Raw genomic sequence first — 23,729 nt, forward strand, 5'->3', positions numbered from 1 at the left:
ACTCTCGGAGTCATGTTGAAGACATTTGTTCGACAAGCGAGGGCCGACGATCTGGAACTTCTTGAAGCGATCGAGAATGAAGCTGACACGCTGTTCGCGACCGTGTTCTCGATAGAAGGCTGGCGGCCTGCTCCGTCTTATTCGAAGCCATCACAGCAGAATGGCTTCATCCTCGTAGCCAGCGACAGGCCAGGATCGGATGCGATCGGGTTTGCCCACGTCCTCGAAGTCCGTGGCAGCGGTCATCTGGAGCAGCTATCGGTCAGGCCGTCAGCGGCGCACCGCGGGCATGGGCGTGCGCTCGTCGAAGCAGTCAAGAGCGAATCAAGACTGCGCGGATGCAAACGGGTCACCCTGCGAACGTTCGCGGACGTTCCGTGGAACGCTCCCTTCTACTTGAGCTGTGGCTTCATCGAGCGTGATCCCGATTCTGGTTTTCTTCGAGATCTGCTAGTGACAGAGCAACAGCGAGGACTCGGATACGGCCGGCGTGTTCAAATGAACTTCGACCTGACTGATGAGTTACCCCGATAACCGTTTCCCGGGGAGAGACGATTCGTTTCGCACCGAGATCGAGGGCCCATCGGTCTCAGACAGACCCCACAGATAGGTTGGTTGCATGTTGACTGATTCAGTGCGACGCGCATACGGGGCAAGAGCTGGCGAGTACACGGAAGCACTCGGAACGCTCACTGCGATGCCGCCAGAAGATCGGAAACTGATCTCTGTCTGGGCTCGCCATATCGGCGGCCCAATGATCGACGCCGGATGCGGCCCCGGCCATTGGACAAAGCTTCTGCACGATCACGGTGTGGCCGTCGAAGGTATTGACATGGTGAATGAGTTCATCGAAAGCGCCTCTGCCCGATTCCCTGAGGTTTCATTTCGAGTGGCAACGCTCGAAGCTCTACCAGCCGACGACGGCACACTCGCCGCGGTGCTCTCTTGGTACTCGATCATCCACACCCCGCCCCATGATGTGTCGGCGGTCCTCAACGAGTTCGCCCGCTGCATCCGGCCTGACGGAACACTGCTTCTCGGATTCTTCGAAGGTGAACAGATCGAAGCGTTCGATCATGCAATCGTCACGGCCTACTACTGGCCGGTTTGGGTGATGCATGATGAGCTCGCTGCTGCTGGCTTCGACATAGTAGAAACGCACACAAGAGCCGATCCCCGCCAGCGGCCGCATGCGGCGATTATCGCCCGCCGCCGCAATTAGCTTGCCCGGTGAGGGTTGGCTTCGTGGTCAGGTTGATGTGCTTCGTGGAGCAGGGGCACGTGAGTCCAGTCCGCCCGCTCTCGTTGCCCGTCAACGAAACAAACCCAAGACAGTCGACGCAGCGAAATTGCTCGACCAAGCTCCGCATGGCTTCGACGACAGTTACGAAGTCAACGCGCTCAAAGCTGGCCCAGGCGTTAAAGTGAAGCGCTGCGTTGATCGGCCACTCCTCAACTTGCGAGCGTTGGTAAGCGTCAAGAATGCTCGTGTCCCATGCGTCGAGTTTCGCAATCTCGTCGCTCTTGTTCCACGAGTTCGCCGAGGCTTTTCCCTTTCGCAGTGTCTCTCGGAGTGCCGAGACTGTTTTGGGGAGCAACTCGCCGAGGGTGTTGTGTCCGTCCGATCGATACCTCACGCTGGCGTCGAGGTTCTCGCACAATTCTCTGGAAACATACTCTAGGTATGACCGCAATGACGCAGCTGCCCCTCGAACATCCCCTGTCGCCACATACGCTTCAACCTCTGTCCAAGGATCGTAACTAGCCCAATTTACTGGGCCGTTGTCCACATTCCAATCTCGAAAGTGGATGAGGTTCTTCTTCGTCACCAATCCCTGTGACTTCATTTGCCGCATCCATTGTTCATCATGAGTGGTAATTATGAATTGCGTCTCCGGGAACTCCTCAAGGAGCATCTTCCCAACGCTTCCACGGTGGCCGGAATCGATTGACATTAGAACGTCATCGAGAGCAGCAAATGTGAAGCTCGCGCCCAGAGTGTGCTTCATCAATGCCAGGTAGAGACATAATCCCATGGCATCTTGATGGCCTTCGCTGTGGTACGCGCCCGGTGGGTGCATTCCTTTGTCGTAGAAGGCGACTTGCATGTCGAGGGCGGGGCCATTCGGGGTCAACGCCGCTGAGAAATCCCCCTCGTCGTCGTGATTGACGATTGCATAGAGCCGAGCGAATAGCTGTTGTACTTTCTTGTAGATCGCTGAGAGACCATCGCGAGCTGAGTCGTCGAAGAGCTTGAAGACATTTCCCGACTGGGTCGAGAGACTTTGCGCAGTCTTGAACCTACCGAATGCCTTGTCGTAGGACTCCTTCCGATCCGCTATCAGGTGAAGCCGCACACGCAGTGCGTCTTGATCCGATTGCACCGGGAGCGCTTCCACAAGTTTGCGAACTTCGATCTCAAAGTCCGAGATGAGGTTCAGACTCAATGGCGCGCTTACCGCCAAACGCCCCAGTTCCTCAGGGCCCCTCACCCCCGCCAGTGCTACGCCGAGGTTCTTGACGTCCGGCTCAAGGGCGGCGAAGCGAGACAGATCCGCAGCACCTGGAAGCATTGCCTTGAATCGATCAACGACAGCCAATACCGCGTAAATCTGGCGCAAGGGGGGCAGTAGCGACACGGCGCGCGTGCCGAGTGCTCTCACGCTTGCCGCCGCTGTCTCGCTTTCACCCCTTTTCGAGAGAACATTCTCCCGAAAATCGGAAGCATCCCACTCCGTGCCGCAAGCGGGGCAATGCTCGCCGTCAAACATGTCGAGCGCGTCGCGCAAAAAAGAATCAGCCTGAATATTGAGAATCAACTTCGTGTCGGAACTCATTGTGCTTGCGGTTGCGATGACCGTGTCAATGTCAGTGACCAGTGTTCCGGGCCCGGCCGACATCAGCTGACTGCTCAAGCCGTCGAGGTCCTTCAGCCACTGTGCACGATAGGCGGATGGACCGGTTTGGCTGTCGCGTTTCTCGACGCCTTGGACGATGTTCAAGCGAGTCATCTGACCCGAAAGTGGAGGTAGATCCAGTTCCGTGCGAAGGATGTCCACCTCGACGCGAAGCTCATCCTCCGAAGCCATCGGAGAGCCGGCCACCGATTGAAGAGCCACGCGTTCAACGCTCAGTTGAGTCTCTTGCGCTTTAGCATCTTTGGCGTCGGCATTCGCGATCTTTTGAAGAAGAGTGCGCGTCTTCGTGATCTTCTCGAGCCTCAGAAGGGCTTGAACAACGTCTGCTCGGCCCTTCCCTTCAGCCAAAATGAAACTTACGATCTCGCGACGTGTGAGGGCGAACTCGGGATGAATTCCGGCCCATTCGAGAGCAGCTTTGGCTTCCGCGCTGTTCGGGGTGAGCACCGGCTTCGTTGCATCCTTGACGCTTCTAGTCACGGAGATGTCGCCTTCCAATCCCGGAATGGTGAAAACCATCGTTACGAAGGAACTTTGAGGTTCGTTCGCGAAGTCGACGTGGGGCGCATGAGCTTTTACTGAAACGCTGCGCGTTCCGTGGCCGGAAAGACGTGAAACGGTGCCGGTTAGAGCGAATTCGATTGCGTCAATGACCCCGCTCTTGCCTGTTCCGTTCCGACCAGCCACGGCGAAATTGCGACCTGCAAGATCGAAATCAAACGTTCGGATCCCTCGGAAGTTCCGGACGTGAAGTCGTTGGACCTTGATCATTGGTTGACTCCGGCGGAGAGCACAGTGCGGACGCTTGCTTCTGCAGGGAAGCGGTCATCGAGGAATATCAGCCCCAACTTATGGGCGACTACCCCCATTCCCTCCTGCCGCCCAAGTTCATCGATGAACTGTTGGATTATTGAGTCAGCCACAGTCATCGTCGGTTGACGCATGGACCCAACTTGATTCGGCACAGCCATCGTTCGCCCCCTGGAAGATCAATCACCTTCAGTCTGTCGGGATTCACGGCTGGAGATGCATCTTGTCGTGCACCCCCTTCGGGGGAAGCGCATGCAAAGGTCACGTCCCGGTCAGCGGTGGGTTCCATGGCCGCGATCGTCGCCCCAGTCGAATGCCGGAATCGCGGCAGTTTCGTCGTTACCAGCGTTGTCGGTAGCGGACGTTATCGCGATCGTCCGGGGATACCTGGGTGACCAGAGTGGTGCCGTGCCGCGCCCGCACGAAAGAGAGCTGTGACGCCGCGCCGCCTGCACCGGTCCGCAGATCGCTGAAGGCTCTGCGAAACGAGCCCGCACAGGGTTCGGCTGCCGGCATGAGGGCCATCGGTCTGCCTGGCTGAGCACCTCAATCAATTGGAACCGCTCCAGCACGACGAGCGTTTCGTCATCGACTGTGAAGTCTGGGTTGTTGAGGAAGTCACGCATCTCCGCGCTGTGCCAGAAGGCTTCGTGACCGCGCCGCCAGGCGGCTACGGAGTCGAATCCTTCGCCCTCTTCGCGCGCATGCTCGAGGCCGACGTCAGCAAGTCGGACAATCTCGACCGAAACCGTCTGGATAGTCGCCACCGCGGCCACGTTTGAATCCACGACCGTTTGCATGTTCCCGATGATCGGCAGCGGTTCGTCCTCTATCGAGTACTCCACGAGTGTCGAGCTGGTGGAGGTCTTCGTGCCGGCCAGGATGGCGCCGACCAGCCGATCCCGAAGCGGGCCTGGAAAACCGAACTCAGCAATCTGGAATTCGCCGTGGTTAGCCATGAGGCGATTTTAGGTCCCGAGGCTCGCGACCCTGAGCCGTAAGGCGTTCCCCTCTCGATCGAGGCGGCCGACGTCCCGCAGAGAGTCCGGATACCCCTTCTGGTCCCGTCTACAGCAACCACGTTCGGGCGACACCTCCAGGTGGTCTCTTTTGGTGGCTAGTCGGTCTCATAGATATTCATCGACACGCGGGTCCACCCAGCCGGTATTTAGACGATCCTTCGTACCCTTATTAACGGAGTCCCCCCACTCCACAAGGATTGGCCCCGGCAGATTCCTCACCTCCCCCAGGTGCAGCGACGCCGGGGCTTTTTCGCGGCTACGACTCGGTAACTCCCAGTCGCGCAGGCGCGCAGCCGTTCGGCTCGAAGCGGCGGCGCAACTGCAGCGATGCAGACACCCAACGTCTTCTTCGCTTTCACCCGTGACGCAGTCGGATTGGCGGCCCCAGTCAGAGATCAATCTGACTGGGGAAGCCATCGTCCCGGACCCCCCGGTATCCCCACATTGCATCGAGACGTTAATCTCGCCGGGACTTGTACGATCGTACAGTACTCTGGGGCACGGGCTTTCGGGGGGTGATGGTTACGCTTGAACAGCACTGCTCGCGGATGTCCGTCCGGATGTGGCCTCGTTCACGGAGTCAACACCACAGCGGGTCAGGTTCGGACTTTGGTTAATCTCGGGAGGCACGATTGGCACGCCACGATTCTCGGTCGGCGGAGATGCGCGAACGCATTCTGGCCGCCGCTGCGGTTGAATTCGCCGAGCGTGGCTACGCGGGTGCTTCGATTGGCCTCATCGCCGAGACCGCAGCGACCGGAAAGGGCCAGGTTCAGTACCACTTCAGCGCCAAGTCGGATATCGCCCTGGAACTTATACGCTCCGCGTTCTCCCGCGCACCATTCGCCAACGTGCTCGACGACGCCCCGCCGCTTCACGGCATGGAAGCGATCGTCGCCTCGATCCGGGGCGTGGCCGACGCCTTCCAAAACGACGTCCGCGTGCGGGCCGCAGTGCGACTGATGCGGGAGTATCAACTGATCCCAGCCACCCTGCCAACACCGTATGTCGGCTGGGTAGCGCGAATCGGGCTGCTACTCCGCGAGGCCGAGGACGCCGGAGAGATGCCTGCCGGCCTGGACCACGATCGGGAGGCGTGGCTCCTGGTCGCGTACTTCTTCGGCGTGCAGGAAATATCCAATCGGCTCACGGAACGCGCCGACCTCCCCGAACGAATCGAAGAAATGCTCACACGCGCCCTCAAAACGCTCGGCGTAACGCATCCCAACCGGTTTCTCTGACCGCGTCAGGTGCCGAGCAATTCCCCACGAAAGGACACAATCACGTTGACGTGCCACATGAGGGCCTCCGTGACTGGTGAAGATGTTAGATACCTGCACTCATTCCGGGGGCCCTCATTTACCACGAGCCAATGACCACTCGCCGCGAAGCGCCCCCCGTCGACCCGGCCACGCGTGAACGACCATCCGCCCTGACCCCGGTGGATAGGCCAACTCCACTCATTTAATCCGTTAGCGGCCTCCGCCTGTCGTAGGTAGACCTTGCCAGTGTCAGAGCCCGGACCTACACTCCCCATATCGAATAAACGTTCGACAGTAGGGGTTGGAGGTACGGATGCGACAGAGCTTCCCGCACCTCCACGTTGCCTCCGCGTACTCGCCGCACTACGGCGTGACCATGCCCGAGGCCCTCGTCGACCAGGCGGCCGCCGCCGGCGCTGACTTCCTCGCCCTCACCGACCGGGACGGGCTGTACGGGGCGGTGAAGCACGTACGGGCATGCGCGGCAGCCGGGATCCGGGCGGGACTCGGCGCGGACTTGGCCGTCCACGATGATGAGCACCGGCCGCTCGGCCGGGTGACCCTGCTCGCAGACCCGACGTACCCCACGAGTTAGGAGAGGCGGCGTGGAACGAGTGGCCCGAGCAGGCCAAGGGCACCCATGGCTCCTGTGGGCTCCCTCCGAAAAGTGAAGCCTGTTCGCCCCTGTAGAAAACCACCGTGGGTCGTTGGACGATGAAGGCACGCTCGACCCAATGGAAGACGACGGTATCCCGTCGGACGAGCCAACATGCCCGGCGTGCGGCCTCGTGCAGATCGTGCCCAGCTCGTTCGGGACTGGATAGCGCCCTTGCTTGCGGCGACACGTCGCGGGCTGGGGTCGGGTACATCCAGCGAGGCCGGGGAGACGCTGCCCGCGTCGATCGGAGAGCTGCACGTAAGGTCGGCGCTGCCCGCGTCGATCGGAGAGCTGCACGTAAGGTCGGCGCTGCCCGAGGTCGAGCCGGCCCCTGGGCCGAAATCGACGCTCCGCTCGGCGAAATCAACTGAGTGGCGTCAGACCTCAAGCTGATCAGATTCGACGTCCTCCTCGCGGCCTCGAAGGTAGACGCTGGCTGATCTGCGAGCCGGTCCCGGTTGAGGTCCGAGCGACAAGGACTCAAACATCTGTCGGCAGAAGGTTCTGCCCGCTCCGGTGGGGCGGGCAGACCACCGCAACTCAGGCACAGCGACGGGAGGGCGACATGTGCGCGCCTTCCCGTCGCCAGTACTACATGGTGCGCGAGTCGCCGTACTCCACGCCGCCGGTAATCGACCAGCCGCCGTCGACCAAGTACACCTGTCCAGTGATAAACGACCCCTCACGCAGCAGGAATGCGACCGCAGCCGCCAGTTCGGCGGGCTGACCCCACCGGCCCAAAGCCGTCGTGCCTGAACTTGATGCTGCCCCTGCGGGCGTCGCCAACGTTGCCGCGTTTATTGAGGTTTCGATTGTTCCTGGTGCCACCACGTTGACGAGGATTCCCTGACGGCCATATTCGACGGCGGTCTGACGGGTCAGCGCCTCGACCGCCCCTTTGGCTGCGGAGTAAGACGCAAGGCCCTGCAGGCCCCGGTGGGCCGCGAGTGACGAGATGTTGACGATCCGGCCACCACCGCGCTGGATCATCACTGGGATGACCGCGCGCATGCCGAGCCAGACGCCCTTGGCGTCGACCCCCAAGACGTGATCCCAGGCCGCCTCGGTCAGGTCGACGGCGGTGTCCGGGCTCATCCTATTGACGACCCCAGCGGCGGCGGCCAGGTAGTCGACGCCCCCGAGCTCGGCCGTGACCTCAGCGATGAGACGCTCCCAGTCCGCGGCCTTGCTGACATCGATGGATTTACTGACAGCTTTGCCACCCGCAGCGGTGATCGTGGTCACTGTCTCCACGGCGCCGAGCAGGTCGGCACAGACCACGGCGACGCCATCCGTGGCAAGTTTGAGGGCGGTGGCCTGACCGATCCCCCCGAACGCACCGGTGACGATAGCGACCTTCTGCGAAGTGTTCATGCCGAACTCCTGTTCCGTGAGACGCAGCCAGGACCAGAGGTGGCACACACTTATTGCCACAAGTAAGTTCCGCGGCCGTTGGCCACATATTATGCATATTTTGCACTGGCTTACAGTATTACCTTGAGCTTGAGACCAGTCGACCGTCCGGAAATTTAGACCATTGATTCACAGCATTAAACATGGGGCGGCCGATGGAGTAGATACTCTTTTGGAAGACGCTTAGTCATGCTCTTGCATCGATTCGCCGAGATTCAGTGATCGGTGTCCTTGAGGTGGCAAAGAGCTTGGACAAATGGCTGCGCGTAACACTCTCGAGGTGCTCGCTGCTGAATGTCCCACAGCTTGTAGGACAGTTGTTCAGCGGCCTGTTGGACAATTACGCGAGTTCTCAACCAGCACGCCGTGATGCCGTTCCCGTTTGGGGTTCCGCAAAGGATTAGTGGTCTAAGGCCTTCAGTAGGACGCCTCAGGATCACGCATCCGCGTTGTCGAGGTGATCGAGGCCAACTGCAATCTTCCTCAGCGCACGAATGTGGTCGTCGAATGCGTTTCTCCCCGTTGCGGTGAGGCGAAGCCAGGTGATGCGGCGGGAGTCGTCGCGCGATTCTGATGTTTTTTTGGTGACGCTGACGAAGCCGGCGTCAATGAGTGCCTTCGATTGCTTCGAGAGCGTGGCGTCGCTGACGCCGAGCGTATCGCGGAGTACGGCAAAGTCCAGCTCATCGACCGAGCGGAGGAGTCCGCATATCCGCAATCGCAGGGGTGCATGAATGATCTCGTTGAAAATACCATCAGCGGACATGGCGAAGACGCTCTCGCATCGTCGAGAAGATCAGGCTCGCGAGCCAGAAGACCCATACAGAGGCCACGACTGCTGGAACCGCAATCCACCACAATAAGCCGCTGGCAGCCAGCCCCAGGGAGACGCTGAAGAGGGCGAGCGTGCCGACCACTGCGGCGGCGAATGCCGCCCACGCCTGCACCCCAAACCGCGTGAATTTGATGCCTGTGACCCGGTATGACAGGGCCACCAACAGAATTCCGGCAACAAGAGCCGTGCTCAGCACGAAGCCCCCGGCGCCCTCGCCGGGGAAGGCGGGTGTCATCACGTAGCTGGCTGCGATGAGTCCGAATCCAGGTGCAAGCCATTTCGGGGCCCGGACCTTCTCAACAAGACGGGCCCGGTCAGCTTGGAGTTCCTCAAGGAGCCCGGATACGACTCGGGCGTCATCCGGCCCGCTCGGCGTCAAGTTGTTTTCCATAGCGGTAAGTCTATCAAGTCGTTTTCCGCAACTGCAAGTAACTCGGGCTGGACATGGCCACTACCCAGCAATACGCGTGCGCGGGCTGATCCCCCGTCGAACAGCTCCGTTCGCGTCGATAATTCGTCGATTAATGATTAATTTCTATCGGGGCACGCTCTAAGAATGACGTGGCGTACCCCTTCTTTTAGAGCTCCACGTCGTCAGGAGGCATCGACGCAGGCACGATCCTGGCGGTGGTGTCCCTGCGACGGTAGAGATGACCCTGGTCAGGGTCGCAGTCGCGGAAGGGCGCGTTTCCTTTGTCGAAGATCACGGCGGCGTGGCGGTCCCAGTGGTTGATCCACCAGGACGACACAGCGCCGGCGTCACCGTCCATGACGCTGGCGTCAGCTTGCATGCTGGCCTGCCAGAGGGCCTTGAACCTGGCGACGACCTCGGGGTGTAGCCACCATTGGGTGCACCACGGTGTGGGTTTGGTGCCGACGACCCCGACGGTGGCGAGGTGGCCGGTCAGCCAGTCGAGGAACATTTGGCGAACGTCGACCGGGTCCTCCTCGGTGATGGTCGATTCGAAGTCGTCGTACTCAGCCATGCGCTGCTACCTCCGCTGCAGTGGTGTCGTCGGGCACTGTGACCGGTGCCGGCGTGGGGTTCGGTGTCTTGGTTGGGGTGCGGTTGATGGTGGTGGTGAGGGTTTTGTCGCGGAACCAGGGGACGGTGTTGACCATGACGGGTCGGCATTTGGAGCTGAAGACGATGGCGCGCCATTCGGGGAGGGAGCCGAGGGCGGCGATGTCGAGGGTGTTGACCTTGCGGGTGTTGGTGGAGGTGGATTGGTGGCCGTCTTTGCCGGTGGAGCTGCCGTAGGTGATTTCGTCGTGTTCGCCGATGAGGGCGGCCAGGGAGCGGAGGAAGTCGTCGTCGCCGGATCCTCCGCCGAAGACGTGGGTTGCGGCGGCGTCCCAGAGGGTCTGCCAGCCGTCTTTCCCGAACGCGTCGATTGCTTGGGCGCGGGATTGGAAGTAGGAGTTGAGGATGATGCCCATCGACCTGTAGAAGGAATACACCGAGGGTAGTTCGGGCCAGCGGACAATGTTCGCGCACTCGTCGAGCTCCATCACCAGCGGGACCGGGAGCCGGCCGCCGTTTCGCTGCGCGGCCGTTTCGGCCGTTGTGCAGATGGCGCGGATGAGGGCGGTGAGGATGGCGCCGCCGGATCCTTCACCGTCTTTGGAGAGGAGCACGAGGGTGTCGGTGCTGGTGATGAACGCGGCCGGGTCGAACCGGCGGATGCCGGACGTGTCGGTCCAGGCGAGGAGGTCGTCGTCGGCGAGGGCGGATGCCATGCGCTGCGCGGTGGCGTAGACGCTGCCCTTGGTTTTGTCTGGTCAGCTCAGGATGCCCTCGATCGTAGAAGAGGGCCCGGTCTTCCCCTGGCGGGCGAGGATCTGCTGCACGTCATACCCCTCAGCCCGGGTGATCCACGCGAACACCTGGGAGAGGGGTTCGTGCTCGAGGGCGGCGGCGTAGAAGAAGTACGCGAGCATGTCCCGCCCCGCCGTATCGAACTGGGAATCCCCGCCCCGGTCAGACGCCTTCCGGGTGGATGCCTCGAAGATCGCGGCCAGCTCGCGGGCATCCGCGGCGCTGCGAATGTAGTCGAGCGGGTTGAACACGAAGTCGGGTTGTAGGCCCTGGCGGTAGATGCGGTTGGGGTCGAAGTTGAATGCCTGGCCGTGGCTGGCCCGGCCGGCGAGGGTTTCGCGGACGCCGTCGACTTTGTTGGACGTCATGATGGCGGCGCCGGGGGCTTCGAGCATGTGCCGGATCACGAGGGCGGACGTTTTCCCGCGGCCGGTGCCGAACACGCACACGCCCAGGTCCCGCCACCCCTGATACACCCACCGGTTCCTCCGTCCGACGAGGCGGCCGACCCGCTCCCCCGCCGGCAGGTTCACCGCGGCCGGGTGCAGCTGCGCAGCTTCCTTCGCCCGCAGTTTCGCGCGCAGCACCGCGGACTGCCGGGTCGTGGCCATGTGCCGCAGCGCCACGTTGTTGCGCTTCTTGGACGCCCATTGGGCTTGCTTGGCCAGGATGAACGCGAACAAGGCCACGGCCAGGACCAAGGCGACCACGCTCGTCCAGGTCGCTCGGCTGTCGCGCTCCTCAACGATCTTGAGGACGCCGATTACCTGGAGCGGGAGAAACGCGGGCGCCGTAACCACTACGTGGTGCTTCCGAACCGTCCGCTACGGAACCAGGCGAACGCCGCGCACACCGTGAACGAACTGATCCGCGTGTTGCTGGAGATCTACTAGACCGGCTCAATTCGGGCGGCTTAGCGGCTACCCAGGAACGGTCAGTGTACGAGCGCTTTGAGGGCGATCAGGGCGAAGCCCATGCCGGCGGTGCCGGCGGCGGTGGCGAGCTTCGCCGGGAGGGTGGCACGGCGTTGTCGGGCTGCCCACCATCCCAACACGGCGAGGGTGACCACAGCTCCCCACAGCGAGATGTCGACTCCGGCAGCCATCGACAGTCTAAGGACAGCGGCTGCGGCCAGGCAGACCACCGGGACGATAAGGGCCCAAAGCAATCCAGCGGAGCGTTGCAGGGCTTCGCGGACCGCTTCCCGCCAGCTCATCTCCCGATTCCCGACGATTTCCGCGTACACGTGTGCGCCCCAAAACACCAACACGGTGCCGACAGTGCGGGCAATCAGGACAGGTAGCCCCGGGTTGTAGAGGGAGAACGCGGAAATCAGACCAGCGGTCAGAACGGTGCCATAAACAGCTTCCGCGTTCAGCGCCCGCGATACCCACGGGTAGCGCCTCAACCGAGAATTAAGGTCGAGTCCCGAAGCCTTCACCGCAACCACCATTCTTGTGTCGCAGCCCGCTGAACTGCGAAGGAGAGCCTAGTCGAGCCAGATATCCGGCGCGACTCAAACAAGCATTTTCCATGCTTCGTTCAGAGGTTCCTCGGCCTGCCAAATTGATGTTCAGCATTCTTCATCCTGTTTGATGAGCCGGGAAGGGGAGTAATCCTCGCTCCGCATCGTCAATAGGTTCCCGCCGCAGGATCCCATATCGGATGGCTGGTCTTGATCGGCGGGCTTATTCGGCAACAATAGGCGCTATTTCGGTCTTGACGTCAGCTACGCGCTTGGTCGCTCGGGATCCCCCTGGCCGTTACCACTTACAGACGCGGGAGTCTGGATTCAAGTAGACGGTGTTGACGTCCGCGCAGGAATGAGCAGGTGCCGACGTCGGCGCGGATGATTCGGGGGTTACTCTCCTTGTTGGCCGATGTAGTCCGCCATGCCGGGCACGGTGAACGCGACGAAACCGCGTTCTGGCGTGTAGATGTGACCGCTCCGGATCAAGTCTCGACGATTGACGGAGAGGTCCGTGGTGCGTTTCTTCCGCAACCGGGTCACGAGTTCGGCCATTGAAGAGGGGGCATCGTCGTCGATGGCCATTGCGGACATGAAGGCCCGCTGAGTCGGGGTAGCCCGCTCCCACCTCGATTGATACAGGCCTTGTTCCACTTCACTTCGCGCTGACTCGATCCCGAGTTGGGCATCCTGCAGAGAAATGGTGTCCGTGGCCCTGACGGCCCAGACATGACTGCCACAGGCTTGAATGAAGCATGGGTATCCCCCCGTCGCTGTCACCGCTGCATCCAGGGCGTCAGGCTCCCAGTCGACTCCGTGGGCACGGGCCGGGACAGTCAGGGCGTCAGATGTCGCGGCGGTGTCGAGCAAACCGATCTGACGATAGTCGTAGAGGGGCTCCGCGTAGCTGGTCGCGTCAGCGAGCACGGCAGTCAGGGACGGCAACCCCGCGCCGACGAACATGACCGGGACGGGGAAGACGTCTTGACCGAGGTTATGCAGGGCGACGTTGAGAGCCGCGAGATCCTCGGATGAGGCTTCTTGGAGTTCATCGACGGCCAGCACGATAACCGTATTGGCCTCACGCGCTGCAAGCCCGATGGTCTCCAATAGCTCCTGGAGATCGACGGCGAGATCGCCGCTGTCGGCTACGCCGCGCTCCGGTTCAACGTCGACAGTGAAGGAGTAGGTCCCTGACGGGTCGACACGCACTTGGAATGAACGAAGTACGCGGGCGGCCTTGGACCAGAGCGCTTTGGCACGGTCAGAGCTTGAGAGGACTCGTCGAAGTGCGAGGTGGACTCCTTGGCCAGCGCGACGGCCAGGGGCTTGCTGGTCGAGGCCTCGACTTTGATGAAGATCAACTTCAGCTCGGCCGCGTCGCGTCCGAGCTGATTGAGCAACACGGTCTTCCCTACGCCGCGGAGCCCGGAAATGATCCAAGGCCTCTCCCCCTCCCCCGTTTCCCGCGCCTGGTACAGCCGTGTGCGGAATTCACTGAGCAGGTCGGAGCGGCCTGCCAGAACCGGTGGCACCCGCCCTGCGCCTGGCTTGAAAGGATTCGTCTAAAGCTCCATAAATAGAACAATATAGCCCCGAGTAAACAGATTGTTTACTCGATCGTATAAGCCCTTATAAAAGAGCGGTGATATCGCTTTGCTTCACGAATGCGCGGCCCGCGCTGTCGCAATTCGCGCACCAGATCGCGAAGCTGTTTCGGTCGGGCTATCGGTCACCCAGTGCAGCGNGCGCTGTCATCGCGTGGATGTGTGCGCTCAGGGCCCGGCTTACGGGCATGCTTCTTCGCCTACGCAACCGCCGACCACCTTCAGTGCCCAGATCATCGCAGCGTTCAAGCGCTCGAAGCTGACATCCGCAGCTAGGTCAAAGAGCGGAACGAAAACCCGAACTCGTTCATCTGGACGAAGCAGAACAAATTCTCGACTCCCTCAAACGACCACCACGACGGACTAACTGCGCTGGACACTAGTTGCCCTTCGTGCAAGTTTGCTCGGCTGCGGTTTGTCCGGTGACGCTGGTCGGCAGCACCGCATCAGTCGGAGCGGGAGCAGGGGCCGCCGCAGGCGTTGACACGGGTGGCGACGTCGAGGTGGCTTGTGGGGTCGCGCTTGTCACGGGACCGGGGACGACCGGTGCGCTGCTCGCGCGTACCGCCCCTGGTCCCGGGTCGCCGGTGAGCTGCAATGGTTGATCCGCGACTAACGCCATGTTCAGAACTTCGGCGGCGCTGGACTCGGCGATGACCCGTCCCCACTCGGTTGGGTCAGACACGGTGGGATACTGCAGGAAGACCATGTTCGAAAGACCGGTGTCTTTGAGCGCGACAGCGATCTGGACCAGGGTCGTCGGATTCGTCAACGTGTCAGAGAGGACCATGTTGTTGGTCACGGCCTTGGCCAGGGAGAACAGCGCGATCGGGTTACCGAGGACGCCGCCGCTTACGACTTTCCGGGCCAAGGCGGCCATGAAGACCTGCTGGTTGCTGATCCGACCCAGGTCGCTGCCATCGCCCACACCCTTTCTGCTGCGCAGAAACGAGAGGGCGTCCGCACCAACGAGAGTCTGCTGGCCGGCCGCCAAGTGCAGCGGCGGATTCGTATACAGGTCGTTGACCGGTGTTGCCAGGCAGACAGTGACCCCTCCGACGGCGTCGGACATGGCGGTTACACCGTCGAAGCTGACCTGAGCGGCGTAGGGAATCTGGATACCAATCAGCTTCTCGATCGTCAGCACTACGCAGGACAGGCCGCCACGGGACAGAGTTGTGTTGAGCATCACCCGGCTGGATGCCGGTGTGGTTCCGCCGGACGGCTGCGGGCACGCTGGCACGGCCAGCATCAGGTCGCGGGGAAAACTGACTACGCTCACGCTCTGATGGTTCTGTGCAATGTGCAGCAAAATTGTGACGTCGTTGTTTCCCGCGCCGGAGCTACCCTCCAACCCGGCGCTATTCTCGAAGGCCGTGCCCTGGCCGGTGCGGGTGTCAGTGCCAGTCAATAGCAGGTTCACCCCGCCGGCGATCGCGCTCACCTCCGCGCCGGGAGCGGCCTTGTCTCCGGGCGTCAGGGCCAGGTGAACGCCTGGCTTGACACTGCTCGCAAGGTCCCAGGTGGCAACCGCGGCAACGGAGCCCCCACTGACCAGAAGGACACCTAAGGTGAACACAAGCGTTTTCGCTACCGTCCGCCACGGCCCCCGACGCGTCAACTGTCCATGCCGGATTGGCTGATCCAACTGCCTGCCACGCCGTCTCGCGGACTCACTGTTTCTCACGAACTAACCTACCGACCGGCCAATGAACCGGCCCCCCTTGGAATCGATTTGGCACAACTCCTCTGCGGCACCCTGGGGTGAGCAACATGCCATTCCCCCGTTTCGCGAAAATCGCTGCCAGGAAATGTCCGGCTTCTGAGATCAGGCGTGAGGGGTGTGGCTTGCGGGCGGCGGTGTCGGCCGCTTGGGCACGCCTGTTTCCCCCGGAACAGCGGCTCGTCAGTGGTTGTTGTCGTTGCCCATAACGTGGACGGCGTAGCCCCAGCATCCAGCGTCGTCCCAGTGGTAGTCGGCGCCGCCTCCGGTGTCACCGTCGAGTGCGAGGCGGGCGGCTGCCCGCTCGAAGGTTGGAAGAGTGTCCTCCCACATCACTGGAAGCACAGCGCTGTCTCTTTTCCAGAACGGTTCGAAGGTGTACTCGTATCCCTTGTCTTTCATGCAGGCGGCCGTGATGGTCTGAGTCTCCATCCATTCCCTGCCGTTGGCCTGTTCATCGGGGGTCATCGCCTTGAATGCCTCGGATGCCATCGGATCAGCGTTGTCGGCAGGTTCGATCGCGCCCGCTTCCGACGTCACCGACGTGCCCAGGGTGCCGGTTGGTGTGGGGGTAACAGCCTCGGCGGGGACGACGGCGGTTTCGCCCGCGCGTAAGGATGGCGAGTCCGTGGCTGCAGGATTGAGCGTGGCCGCCGCGCCCATCCCGAAGACCGTCAGCGAGAGGGCCAGAAGCCCAGCTCCGACCAAACCGATTCCGAGTGCGAGTTTCTTCTTCATCGAGCCATCTCTCCAATTGTCTTAAACCGGGTGCCGGTGTCGGCAAGGGCCGTGACATGCTCCGGCCACCACCAGATCGCTGCCGCAGTGAAGAACAAGCCAAGCCCGGCGATGAGGCTCTTGCTGGCGAGTCCCCACCCTGGCATCGTGAAGGTCAGGGCACCCACCGTGGCGCTGAGGGAGTAAAGCTGAAAAAGGCCGAAGTGAACAAGCCCAAAGCTCGCGAGCACCATGACGAGAACACCCAGGACACGTGTCCGGCGCCGAGACAGCAGCACTAGTCCGCCGACAGCGAGGACAGTAGACGAGGCGATGGTCAGTGCGGTTGCGGAGCCCGGCCGGATCTGTTCCCCGATCACGCTGAGCGCAATCCGGGTGAGCACGAAGAGACCCCAGCCCAGCACGGCGGAAGCCACGACCAGAACGAGCGCCGATACGGCGCCCTCGACCCGAAGCTTACGAAAGCCGGTCGGGTCCGCCAGGGCGACTTGCCTTCGCTGCGCGTGACGCCAACTCAGGTCAGCGGGAGCGCCCCTCACGGCACGGCTGAGTATTGCGCGAGCCAGGGCGCGCGGCGTGGTTCCCGATTCATCGGCCCAGATCGCGTGCTCATACAGGTCCGAGGCGAGTTCGTCGCGCCGGCAGTCGGCCGCCTGGACATCAACTTCGCGGGTGTACCACGAGCACCAGCGAGAGACCCGGTCAACGGCATGGTGGTAAGGCATCGATGTCAGAACGCTCATGCGAAAGTCGCCCCTGCCTGTGCGATCCGAGGCGCGATCGCCTCATCGCGGTTCGTTTCCGCCTGCGCCTTTACGAGGGCTCGTGAACCTTCCGCCGTCACGGTGTACAGCCGGCGTCTGGGGCGCCCTTCGGACTCGGCCCGTGCCGGGTCTTCCCAGCTGGCATCGAGGATGCCCGATTCCGCCATCCGCGACAGCGCTTTGTAGAGCGTGCCGTGACCGGTGAGTGCAGATTCGTCACGGGACGCGAGCTGCCTGGCCAAGGCGAAGCCATAGAAGCTGCCCTCGCTCGCCTGGAGTGCGAGCCCACTCTGAAGGATGTCCACCTCGATCGGAAACAAAGTACCTGGTCGTCTGCGTGCCATAACGCTAACTATAGGAAGATAGCTTCTTATAAGCAAAACCCCCGTTGAGGGGCCACGAAGCTTATGCCCGGTCCTGGCTAAGAGTCATGATGAGGCGGTGCGCCGAGTTGCCCTCGTAGCCTCGCCGACCCGGGGGCGGCCGCGGCTGCTAATGGTGCTGGTTGCTGAGCGGTGGATTGGCGCTCTATAAATTGATCAGTTGCGCCAGCAGAGTTTCAGCCACGCTGAAGATACTGCCGATCGAGGAGAGAGTAACGATGCCAGCAACGCCCCAGAACCAGTAGCGGTCACGCCGACCCGCTTTCATCCGGTTGAACGCCAGCCACCACGCCGCGACCGTCGCCAAGGTGGAGGCGATTATGGTACCGAAGGCCATCCACACAAAATCTGCTCCGTCTGGTGCATCCCAGGAGGTGGTCGAGAGCACGATACAGAACGGAACGATGATCATCCCCAGGAATCCGATGAACACCGGAGACACAGCACTTCGTTTCTGAGTACCCGTTTGAGTTGACATGCGGTGAGTCTCGCAGGTCTCGCCCCTGCAGACGACAAAATCGCTCCAGCGATCCGTAAGTGGTTCCTACGAACAAGCCGTGGCTCACTTCGCTAGCGAGCGGATCCTCCGGCGCAAACGTCACATCGACGCCCTCGAGCCAAGTCAGCGGCTTGTAGATAGCCTCAGTCCATGGATACCGCCGGACTTGTCATCAACATTGTTTTGGCTGCAACGGGCATTGCCGCGGCAATCGTCGCGGTGATTCAGGCGCGGGTCGCCGTCCAAGCGCGGAGAGAAGCGAAGACCGCGCAGTTGGGTGCCGAGCATGCAGAACGAGAAGCGATCGCCCTCGCGAGAAAGGCCAACGAGGCGTTCGAGCGACAGGCGGCGGCGCAGGAAGAGGCGAATGTCCTCGCCAAAGCTGCCTTGCCAAAGGATGAGGTGCGCTGGCTCTACGAACACGTGAGTGGCGCTCGGTACGTCCTGCAGAACGTCGGTACAGTCGTCGCTCAAAATTCACTTCTAACCGATATTGGGGAACCCACCGGCTTCATTCGCCCGGACGAAGAGGTCAGACGTGACATCGCACCTGGAGACAGCCTCGAGTTCATGGTCTGCTCTGCGTTCGGCGCACCACGACCGAGGTTTCGCGTGACGTGGCGGGAAGACGGACTGTCCGACGAGCTGCATGACGACACAACCGTGACCGTCCGGTAGAGGTTCCTCATGCGTCACCCTTGACGCGCCGTAGCAGGTGAGTGGTACAGTCAGCTGTATCAATCGAATGATACGGCCCGAGGAGTGGAAATGCTCGCAGTGACGATAGCTCCAATTGGCGGGCTTGTCCTTGCCGTGTTGTGGGTCGGCCTTCGCCCCCCGAGAGGCGCGGCTGGCTCGCCACGGATGGTACGCGGTTTCACTCTGGTCGGCGTCGGCATCGCACTTTTTGGTGCTCTGATCGTCGAGTTGAGCGGGAATAACGCTTACTCAGCAGTGACTTCTCCTTTGCCGCTGACTTGGGTGCCAGGCGATTGGCGGTACGTGGTTCCGCTCATCTCCGGTCTCGCGGGCGTTCTCGTGTTGATGCTGCCGTTGCTCGGCCGCCGGTCGAGAGGGTCTGCGCAGCTCGCGCGGCGGACTGCCTTCAGCTTCGCGGGAGGCAGGTGGCCCGTCTTCGCCGGCGCACTCATGGGGATAGTCGTCATACTCAGTGTTGCGGCCGGATTTGCATCTAGCCCGGACGATGTCGGCCGTTACCGCATGTTCGCGATGGATTCTGGTGCGGCTGAGATTCGCATCCTGATTTATGGCTGGTACTACTCACTCCCGAGCCTTATTGCCATTGCGCTGTTTGCTGGAGCCGCGGCATTCACGCTCAGTGTGATCGCTCATCCTCCGCTGGCTGCCGACACGCTCCACGACACCGCAATTCGGAGGGAACGAACGCGGAACGTGATGGGTGTCTTTGCAGGGGGTCTTCTCGTGCATCTTGGCGCTGTGCTGACCTTCCTTGCCTATACCGGGACAAGCAATGTCGGAGTATTTCAGGGCGAGGACATCATCCCGATCATCGCGCCGTTTGCTGCTTTTGGCCCGCTGCTCTGGATTCTAGGCGGGGCGGCATCTGTGCTCGGCTTCGCTTGCTGGTTCGAGATCGCGCTCAGCAGTGTGCGGCGTCCCGCGCGTCGACGAGTGAGCGTCCCCTGACATGGAGATCGAACTCCGGGGGTCGACGCCACCCGCTGATCAGATCCGCGAACAGATCAGTGGATTGATCGCGGCAGGGCGAATGGGCGCCAGCGAAAAGCTTCCTTCCGTGCGGCAACTCGCCCGTGACCTCGGCGTCGCACCAGGGACCGTTGCCAAGGCATATCGGGCGCTGGAAACGGATGGTTACGTTGAAGCACGTGCGGGTGGCAGCACACGCGTCAGCGCGAAGGCCAGCCCCACTCCTCGAGCCGTAATCGAAGCGGCTCGTCACCTATCAGTCATCAGCACGTCTGAGGGTGTTTCCCTGGATGAAGCCATTCGCCTGCTGCGGGTGGTCTGGCCAAACTAGCAACTCCAGCGGCGTTCAATCCCAAAGACGACCGACAACGCATTCCTCACACTGGACGCACTGATGCAAACCATCTCCCCCGTAGGGTTGGTTGCCCGGCCTATCGCCGGCTCTCCCCCCGTTTTGATTCCTTCCCGTGATTGCTCGGCCCCTCAGGACATCAATTGCAATCCGTGACGTGGGGATAAAGTGGGGGCCACCGATGATCGCCTGGTTTCACGCCCACGTGTGAACGGTCGAGGGCTTGTGGGAGGCAACCGATGGGCACCTTCCTCAGCACGTTTCTCGCCGATTCGGCGGAACTTCCGGAGCTAGCCGATCGTGTTCGTTCGTCCGGGCCGGTGCCTCTTTCGTCGCCATTGCCTGTCGGGGATCTTGCCGCGGACAGCATCGCAGCGACCAAGCTCATGGCCTCGCTGCTGCACCTTGTCCGCACGGGAATGCGCGATCCGAAAGCGAGCGATGTTCCGCAGGTGAACATTGCGCCGCAACTCGTCGCGGGGCCTACCGGAGCGACCAACAGTTCCGGTGGAACGGGAACCCTGCGCCGGCGTGGGCTCCCCTGTCCGGATTCTTTGCCTCGAGCGACGGCTGGGTTCGCACTCACGCCAACTACCCCCACCACGAAGCGGCTTTACGCTCACTTCTGAGAATGGACGGTTCCGCCACCGCCGAGACTGTCGCTCACGCGATTTCGCGCCGCAGCGCCCTCGATTTGGAGGATGAAGCCGCAGACTCTGGCGCGGTCATCAGCGCGGTTCGCAGCCCGAGTAGTTGGAGAGGGCATCCTCAAGCGCAAACCCTCGAAACGGAACCCTTCATCAACCTGGTGCAGCAGGGCGGAGAGTTAGCCCTCCACAGCCTGGGGTCGGCCGACAGCTACGCGCCCCTGGAGGGCGTTCGGGTGCTCGACTTGACCCGGGTCATAGCCGGGCCGGTGGCCACTCGCAGCCTCGCTTTCTTCGGGGCAGATATCCTGCGCATAGACAGCCCTGGCATGCCGGAACTCCCCTGGCAATACCTCGACACCGGGCAAGGGAAGCGTTCCGCGCTCCTTGACCTCGGCTATAAACCCGATCGAGACCGCCTCGAACAGCTACTGACGGATGCCGACGTTATTGTCACGGGATACAGGCCGAACAGCCTCGACCAGTTCGGCCTCTCGCCGGTCGAACTCCACAACCGCCATCCGGGGCTGGTCATCGGCCGGGTGAGCGCGTGGGGGCAAAACGGACCCTGGGCCGAGCGTCGTGGATTCGACAGTATCGTCCAGGCAGCCAGCGGCATCGCCCAGATCCACGCAGACGCCACCGGCAGGCCAGGTGCTCTGCCAGCCCAAGCTCTGGATCACTCCGCCGGGTACCTACTTGCCGCCGGGATCATGTCAGCACTTCGACGTCGGCACCTCGACGGGCACGGGTGGACCGTCGACATTTCACTGGCCCGGGTCGCACAAGAACTGCTCGCCCAGCCTCATTCCCCGCCAACCGAAGCCGGCCCATACGAAATCCACACCGTGAACGCAGAAACGCCAGAAGGAACCGTCACCTGTGTCGCACCGGCGATCAGCATTAGCGGCGGTCCGAATCGCTACCGGTGTATCGGCCGCCCGTGGGGAGCAGACCAGCCAGAATGGGCCGAACCACGATCCACCAGCAGCGAGTGATAAGTCCCACCCGGAAGGTACGCCAACGGCAAGTGCAGCATGGCGAAAGCCGCCCGCAGGAGGTTCCTCCTCGGAAAATGGCAGGAGAGCATCAACCACTCCCCCTCACGCAAAGTGCGTGCCAGGAGCCCTCACACTTGTCCGGATCGCAGAGGTAGCGCCGCCGCACTCCGCGACAGTCGCCGACACGCTTTGTGCTCAGGGCGAACCCTGCGCTTCCCGCGTGGCTACTGCGATTAGCTGAGCGCTATGACGCGCACACTCATCCTTGGCGGGACGGCCTGGCTCGGTCGAGATCTAGCCGAACAGTTAGTAGCGAAGGGCGAGGAGGTGACTTGCCTTGCTCGCGGCGAATCCGGAGAAGTTCCGAGGGGCGTGACGTTCATCCGCTCTGATCGGCGCGCATCCGGGGCCTACGACCTGGTCGTAGGTAATGCTTGGGACGAAATCATTGAGCTTTCCTGCGATGCTGACCTCGTCGCCGGGGCGCTCAAGGCTTTGGCCGGCAGCACTCAGCATTGGACACTCGTCTCCTCCGTCTCCGTGTACGCAAGCAACGCCGAACCTGGAGCCGATGAAGATGCCGTCCTCGTCGAGCCATCCGACCTGGACGACTACGCGCACGCAAAGGTCGCCGCCGAACGTGCCACGACCGAGGCAGTAGGCGATCGCCTTCTCATCGTGAGACCTGGTCTTATCGTTGGGCCAGGAGATACGAGCGACCGGTTCAGCTATTGGGTATCGCGACTGGCCCTGGCTTCGGATGAATCCGTTCTCGTGCCCGATCTCCATGGTCGTTCCGCACAGGTCATCGACGTTCGGGACCTAACGGAATGGTTGATCAGTGCCGGACACCGACACCTCACCGGCATTTACAATGCCGTTGGAAGCGAACGCGAACTCTCAACCGTCCTACTGAGTGCCGCACAGGTCGCAGGCCACAAAGGCGAACTCATCTCCGCCGACGACGACTGGCTGACCGCACACGACGTGAACTATTGGGCTGGTCCACGCTCCTTGCCATTGTGGCTTCCGACTAGCGACACTGCCTTTGCCCGACGTAGTCGCAGCCGTTTCCTCGCCGCCGGCGGCAGCGAGAGAAACCTGAAAGAGACGTTGGAGGACGTGCTCGCGGACGAACGAACACGAGGGCTCGGCAGGGAGCGCCGAGCAGGCCTCACTCGAGACGAAGAGGTCCTTCTCCTCGACGAACTCAGAGGGTAGGTAGCGCAGAGCTATTCCGCTGGCGCCCCAAGCCGCCACGGCACTGGACACCGGCCCGCTGAGGGTTCGCCTGGCGACACCTCTCCGCGCCCTGGCAGGATGAGGGAATGCGAATCGCATCCTGAACCCAACTGTGCAGAATTTGGCATGCTCTCGCATTACCTCGATTATCAGCGTGAATCGTTGCTTTCGAAGAACGACGGCCTACATACTGCCGCTTGGCTCGGGTGAATCAGGTTCTTGTGGCCACGAACAACTCACGTCCAATCAATGGATATCGAACCTTCACGAATCCCCATGTCCAGGACCTGGCTTGTCCACCGCAGGAATTGGCGAGCCCTGACATTCCACGTGAGCAATGCGCTCTCCTTGAACACGCCCGGATTGGCACGGACACGTTCCCAGCGACCATAGTCCCCATGAAGATGGCGCCCGTATAGGTCGTCGATAGTTAGAGCGCCCTCGCCCGACGGCGCGCGATTACCGATGACGTGACTCACCGTGGTACTCCGGCGATGATTCACGCAGGCGACTCGCAGCTCATCTAAAGTGTCACGCATTCCGGGCATGAGGTCGACTGTGCACATATCGATCGCGTCATAGATTTTCCCTAGGCTGAGCTCGTCGTGCCCGAAATAGAACTTCCTGAGCAGCGACGCATGGAGTACGTGAGTCCAATATCGATGGGGGTCGTGATTTTCGCCGCCGATGTTCATACTCTCTGGCAGAGGGAACTGGTCGTTCATAGATTCGTAGTCCGCGACCGAGAACAGGAACATTTGGAGGCGAGCTTCAGGTCCAGGTGGAACCTTCGAATCCGTGGCGTTGGTCATGATCCAACATAACCACCATGGTCGAACGCCTGTCCGCCACCTGGCTGTCCAAAGCACGCCCGGGCTG

The 23,729-nt window shown here is 61.7% G+C and carries 26 protein-coding genes and 1 pseudogene; 10 read left to right on the plus strand and 17 right to left on the minus strand.

Features of this window, described 5'->3' with window-relative positions:
• Window positions 1-12 precede the first annotated feature (12 nt).
• Both E3T40_RS07095 and E3T40_RS07100 read left to right on the plus strand, forming a co-directional pair.
• Window positions 13-534 (plus strand): GNAT family N-acetyltransferase, encoded by a 522-nt coding sequence (locus tag E3T40_RS07095; RefSeq protein ID WP_134542999.1) that lies wholly within the window; start codon window positions 13-15, stop codon window positions 532-534.
• A gap of 85 nt (window positions 535-619) precedes the next feature.
• A complete protein-coding gene (locus E3T40_RS07100) occupies window positions 620-1,222 on the plus strand; it encodes a class I SAM-dependent methyltransferase (protein WP_134543000.1) in 603 nt (200 codons plus the stop codon).
• On the opposite strand, the gene E3T40_RS07105 is transcribed toward E3T40_RS07100, so the two are convergent.
• Window positions 1,200-3,689: an AAA family ATPase gene (locus E3T40_RS07105; protein ID WP_134543001.1), complete on the minus strand. Its 2,490-nt coding sequence runs from the start codon at window positions 3,687-3,689 to the stop codon at window positions 1,200-1,202. The genes E3T40_RS07100 and E3T40_RS07105 overlap by 23 nt on opposite strands.
• Before the next feature lie 311 nt (window positions 3,690-4,000).
• The gene (locus E3T40_RS07110) at window positions 4,001-4,687 is read right to left on the minus strand and encodes an ASCH domain-containing protein (RefSeq protein ID WP_134543002.1); all 687 of its coding nucleotides are present in this window, start codon (window positions 4,685-4,687) and stop codon (window positions 4,001-4,003) included.
• Between the two features lie 725 nt (window positions 4,688-5,412).
• Between E3T40_RS07110 and E3T40_RS07115 the strand changes: the two genes are divergently transcribed.
• Together E3T40_RS07115 and E3T40_RS07120 are read left to right on the plus strand one after the other, a co-directional pair.
• On the plus strand, window positions 5,413-5,991 hold the full coding sequence (locus tag E3T40_RS07115; protein ID WP_134543003.1) for a TetR/AcrR family transcriptional regulator: 579 nt from the start codon (window positions 5,413-5,415) through the stop codon (window positions 5,989-5,991).
• 334 nt (window positions 5,992-6,325) lie between these two features.
• Window positions 6,326-6,607 (plus strand): PHP domain-containing protein, encoded by a 282-nt coding sequence (locus E3T40_RS07120; RefSeq protein ID WP_134543004.1) that lies wholly within the window; start codon window positions 6,326-6,328, stop codon window positions 6,605-6,607.
• Window positions 6,608-7,261: 654 nt separating this feature from the next.
• Here the strand turns inward: E3T40_RS07120 and E3T40_RS07125 are convergent.
• From E3T40_RS07125 to E3T40_RS07190, 14 genes and pseudogenes are all read right to left on the minus strand, one after another.
• Complete coding sequence (locus E3T40_RS07125; protein WP_134543005.1) at window positions 7,262-8,044, minus strand: SDR family NAD(P)-dependent oxidoreductase; 783 nt, start codon at window positions 8,042-8,044, stop codon at window positions 7,262-7,264.
• Window positions 8,045-8,519: 475 nt separating this feature from the next.
• Window positions 8,520-8,849, minus strand: a complete 330-nt coding sequence (locus E3T40_RS07130) for a transcriptional regulator (RefSeq protein WP_134543006.1) — start codon at window positions 8,847-8,849, stop codon at window positions 8,520-8,522.
• Window positions 8,839-9,309 carry a hypothetical protein gene (locus tag E3T40_RS07135; RefSeq protein ID WP_134543007.1) on the minus strand — a complete coding sequence of 157 codons (471 nt, stop codon included), beginning with the start codon at window positions 9,307-9,309 and terminating at the stop codon, window positions 8,839-8,841. The genes E3T40_RS07130 and E3T40_RS07135 overlap by 11 nt, the downstream gene beginning before the upstream one ends.
• Window positions 9,310-9,496: 187 nt before the next feature.
• On the minus strand, window positions 9,497-9,904 hold the full coding sequence (locus E3T40_RS07140) for a DUF4913 domain-containing protein (protein WP_134543008.1): 408 nt from the start codon (window positions 9,902-9,904) through the stop codon (window positions 9,497-9,499).
• Window positions 9,897-10,682: pseudogene (locus E3T40_RS07145) on the minus strand (type IV secretory system conjugative DNA transfer family protein); the annotation flags it as partial. The pseudogene E3T40_RS07145 and the gene E3T40_RS07140, both read right to left, overlap by 8 nt.
• An 18-nt stretch (window positions 10,683-10,700) precedes the next feature.
• Window positions 10,701-11,537, minus strand: coding sequence for a type IV secretory system conjugative DNA transfer family protein (locus E3T40_RS07150; RefSeq protein ID WP_134543010.1), 837 nt, complete (start codon window positions 11,535-11,537; stop codon window positions 10,701-10,703).
• A 134-nt stretch (window positions 11,538-11,671) separates the two neighbouring features.
• Complete coding sequence (locus E3T40_RS07155) at window positions 11,672-12,190, minus strand: hypothetical protein (RefSeq protein WP_134543011.1); 519 nt, start codon at window positions 12,188-12,190, stop codon at window positions 11,672-11,674.
• Window positions 12,191-12,598: 408 nt separating this feature from the next.
• Entirely contained in the window at window positions 12,599-13,417 is an 819-nt protein-coding gene (locus E3T40_RS07160) for an ATP-binding protein (RefSeq protein WP_206750356.1), read from the minus strand.
• Entirely contained in the window at window positions 13,354-13,740 is a 387-nt protein-coding gene (locus E3T40_RS07165) for an ATP-binding protein (RefSeq protein ID WP_166786601.1), read from the minus strand. Before E3T40_RS07165 ends, E3T40_RS07160 begins: the two co-directional genes overlap by 64 nt.
• Window positions 13,741-14,191: 451 nt before the next feature.
• Window positions 14,192-15,256 (minus strand): LCP family protein, encoded by a 1,065-nt coding sequence (locus E3T40_RS07170; RefSeq protein WP_241981701.1) that lies wholly within the window; start codon window positions 15,254-15,256, stop codon window positions 14,192-14,194.
• A gap of 462 nt (window positions 15,257-15,718) precedes the next feature.
• The gene (locus E3T40_RS07175) at window positions 15,719-16,273 is read right to left on the minus strand and encodes a hypothetical protein (RefSeq protein ID WP_134543015.1); all 555 of its coding nucleotides are present in this window, start codon (window positions 16,271-16,273) and stop codon (window positions 15,719-15,721) included.
• Complete coding sequence (locus E3T40_RS07180) at window positions 16,270-17,016, minus strand: hypothetical protein (protein WP_134543016.1); 747 nt, start codon at window positions 17,014-17,016, stop codon at window positions 16,270-16,272. Before E3T40_RS07180 ends, E3T40_RS07175 begins: the two co-directional genes overlap by 4 nt.
• On the minus strand, window positions 17,013-17,381 hold the full coding sequence (locus E3T40_RS07185; RefSeq protein WP_134543017.1) for a PadR family transcriptional regulator: 369 nt from the start codon (window positions 17,379-17,381) through the stop codon (window positions 17,013-17,015). Before E3T40_RS07185 ends, E3T40_RS07180 begins: the two co-directional genes overlap by 4 nt.
• A gap of 184 nt (window positions 17,382-17,565) precedes the next feature.
• Entirely contained in the window at window positions 17,566-17,898 is a 333-nt protein-coding gene (locus tag E3T40_RS07190) for a hypothetical protein (RefSeq protein WP_134543018.1), read from the minus strand.
• A gap of 171 nt (window positions 17,899-18,069) precedes the next feature.
• Between E3T40_RS07190 and E3T40_RS07195 the strand changes: the two genes are divergently transcribed.
• The 6 genes from E3T40_RS07195 to E3T40_RS07220 all read left to right on the plus strand — a co-directional run bounded on the left by E3T40_RS07195 (window position 18,070) and on the right by E3T40_RS07220 (window position 22,829).
• Window positions 18,070-18,597: a hypothetical protein gene (locus E3T40_RS07195; RefSeq protein WP_134543019.1), complete on the plus strand. Its 528-nt coding sequence runs from the start codon at window positions 18,070-18,072 to the stop codon at window positions 18,595-18,597.
• A 186-nt stretch (window positions 18,598-18,783) separates the two neighbouring features.
• The gene (locus tag E3T40_RS07200) at window positions 18,784-19,587 is read left to right on the plus strand and encodes a hypothetical protein (RefSeq protein ID WP_134543020.1); all 804 of its coding nucleotides are present in this window, start codon (window positions 18,784-18,786) and stop codon (window positions 19,585-19,587) included.
• A gap of 1 nt (window position 19,588) precedes the next feature.
• A complete protein-coding gene (locus tag E3T40_RS07205; protein ID WP_134543021.1) occupies window positions 19,589-19,939 on the plus strand; it encodes a GntR family transcriptional regulator in 351 nt (116 codons plus the stop codon).
• Window positions 19,940-20,199: 260 nt separating this feature from the next.
• Window positions 20,200-20,589, plus strand: coding sequence for a hypothetical protein (locus E3T40_RS07210; RefSeq protein WP_134543022.1), 390 nt, complete (start codon window positions 20,200-20,202; stop codon window positions 20,587-20,589).
• 2 nt (window positions 20,590-20,591) lie between these two features.
• A complete protein-coding gene (locus E3T40_RS07215) occupies window positions 20,592-21,605 on the plus strand; it encodes a CoA transferase (protein ID WP_134543023.1) in 1,014 nt (337 codons plus the stop codon).
• 249 nt (window positions 21,606-21,854) lie between these two features.
• Window positions 21,855-22,829, plus strand: coding sequence for an NAD-dependent epimerase/dehydratase family protein (locus E3T40_RS07220; RefSeq protein ID WP_134543024.1), 975 nt, complete (start codon window positions 21,855-21,857; stop codon window positions 22,827-22,829).
• Window positions 22,830-23,086: 257 nt separating this feature from the next.
• Here the strand turns inward: E3T40_RS07220 and E3T40_RS07225 are convergent, their stop codons facing one another.
• Window positions 23,087-23,662 (minus strand): hypothetical protein, encoded by a 576-nt coding sequence (locus tag E3T40_RS07225; protein WP_134543025.1) that lies wholly within the window; start codon window positions 23,660-23,662, stop codon window positions 23,087-23,089.
• Window positions 23,663-23,729: the final 67 nt, after the last annotated feature.

Origin of the sequence: Cryobacterium sp. TMT1-19, from assembly GCF_004403055.1 — a bacterium.
In the GTDB taxonomy this organism is placed as follows: Bacteria; Actinomycetota; Actinomycetes; order Actinomycetales; family Microbacteriaceae; genus Cryobacterium; species Cryobacterium sandaracinum.

Excerpts from the sequence above, each read along its gene's own strand:
- E3T40_RS07095 (WP_134542999.1), top strand. The coding sequence starts at position 13 with ATGTTGAAGACATTTGTTCGACAAGCGAGGGCCGACGATCTGGAACTT.
- E3T40_RS07115 (WP_134543003.1), top strand. The coding sequence starts at position 5,413 with ATGCGCGAACGCATTCTGGCCGCCGCTGCGGTTGAATTCGCCGAGCGT.
- E3T40_RS07200 (WP_134543020.1), top strand. The coding sequence starts at position 18,784 with ATGGTACGCGGTTTCACTCTGGTCGGCGTCGGCATCGCACTTTTTGGT.
- E3T40_RS07210 (WP_134543022.1), top strand. The coding sequence starts at position 20,200 with ATGGGCACCTTCCTCAGCACGTTTCTCGCCGATTCGGCGGAACTTCCG.
- E3T40_RS07175 (WP_134543015.1), bottom strand. The coding sequence starts at position 16,273 with ATGAAGAAGAAACTCGCACTCGGAATCGGTTTGGTCGGAGCTGGGCTT.
- E3T40_RS07100 (WP_134543000.1), top strand. The coding sequence starts at position 620 with ATGTTGACTGATTCAGTGCGACGCGCATACGGGGCAAGAGCTGGCGAG.
- E3T40_RS07130 (WP_134543006.1), bottom strand. The coding sequence starts at position 8,849 with ATGTCCGCTGATGGTATTTTCAACGAGATCATTCATGCACCCCTGCGA.
- E3T40_RS07195 (WP_134543019.1), top strand. The coding sequence starts at position 18,070 with ATGGATACCGCCGGACTTGTCATCAACATTGTTTTGGCTGCAACGGGC.
- E3T40_RS07110 (WP_134543002.1), bottom strand. The coding sequence starts at position 4,687 with ATGGCTAACCACGGCGAATTCCAGATTGCTGAGTTCGGTTTTCCAGGC.
- E3T40_RS07185 (WP_134543017.1), bottom strand. The coding sequence starts at position 17,381 with ATGGCACGCAGACGACCAGGTACTTTGTTTCCGATCGAGGTGGACATC.
- E3T40_RS07220 (WP_134543024.1), top strand. The coding sequence starts at position 21,855 with ATGACGCGCACACTCATCCTTGGCGGGACGGCCTGGCTCGGTCGAGAT.
- E3T40_RS07120 (WP_134543004.1), top strand. The coding sequence starts at position 6,326 with ATGCGACAGAGCTTCCCGCACCTCCACGTTGCCTCCGCGTACTCGCCG.
- E3T40_RS07180 (WP_134543016.1), bottom strand. The coding sequence starts at position 17,016 with ATGAGCGTTCTGACATCGATGCCTTACCACCATGCCGTTGACCGGGTC.
- E3T40_RS07205 (WP_134543021.1), top strand. The coding sequence starts at position 19,589 with ATGGAGATCGAACTCCGGGGGTCGACGCCACCCGCTGATCAGATCCGC.
- E3T40_RS07225 (WP_134543025.1), bottom strand. The coding sequence starts at position 23,662 with ATGACCAACGCCACGGATTCGAAGGTTCCACCTGGACCTGAAGCTCGC.
- E3T40_RS07215 (WP_134543023.1), top strand. The coding sequence starts at position 20,592 with ATGGACGGTTCCGCCACCGCCGAGACTGTCGCTCACGCGATTTCGCGC.
- E3T40_RS07190 (WP_134543018.1), bottom strand. The coding sequence starts at position 17,898 with ATGTCAACTCAAACGGGTACTCAGAAACGAAGTGCTGTGTCTCCGGTG.
- E3T40_RS07105 (WP_134543001.1), bottom strand. The coding sequence starts at position 3,689 with ATGATCAAGGTCCAACGACTTCACGTCCGGAACTTCCGAGGGATCCGA.
- E3T40_RS07125 (WP_134543005.1), bottom strand. The coding sequence starts at position 8,044 with ATGAACACTTCGCAGAAGGTCGCTATCGTCACCGGTGCGTTCGGGGGG.
- E3T40_RS07155 (WP_134543011.1), bottom strand. The coding sequence starts at position 12,190 with ATGGTGGTTGCGGTGAAGGCTTCGGGACTCGACCTTAATTCTCGGTTG.
- E3T40_RS07135 (WP_134543007.1), bottom strand. The coding sequence starts at position 9,309 with ATGGAAAACAACTTGACGCCGAGCGGGCCGGATGACGCCCGAGTCGTA.
- E3T40_RS07140 (WP_134543008.1), bottom strand. The coding sequence starts at position 9,904 with ATGGCTGAGTACGACGACTTCGAATCGACCATCACCGAGGAGGACCCG.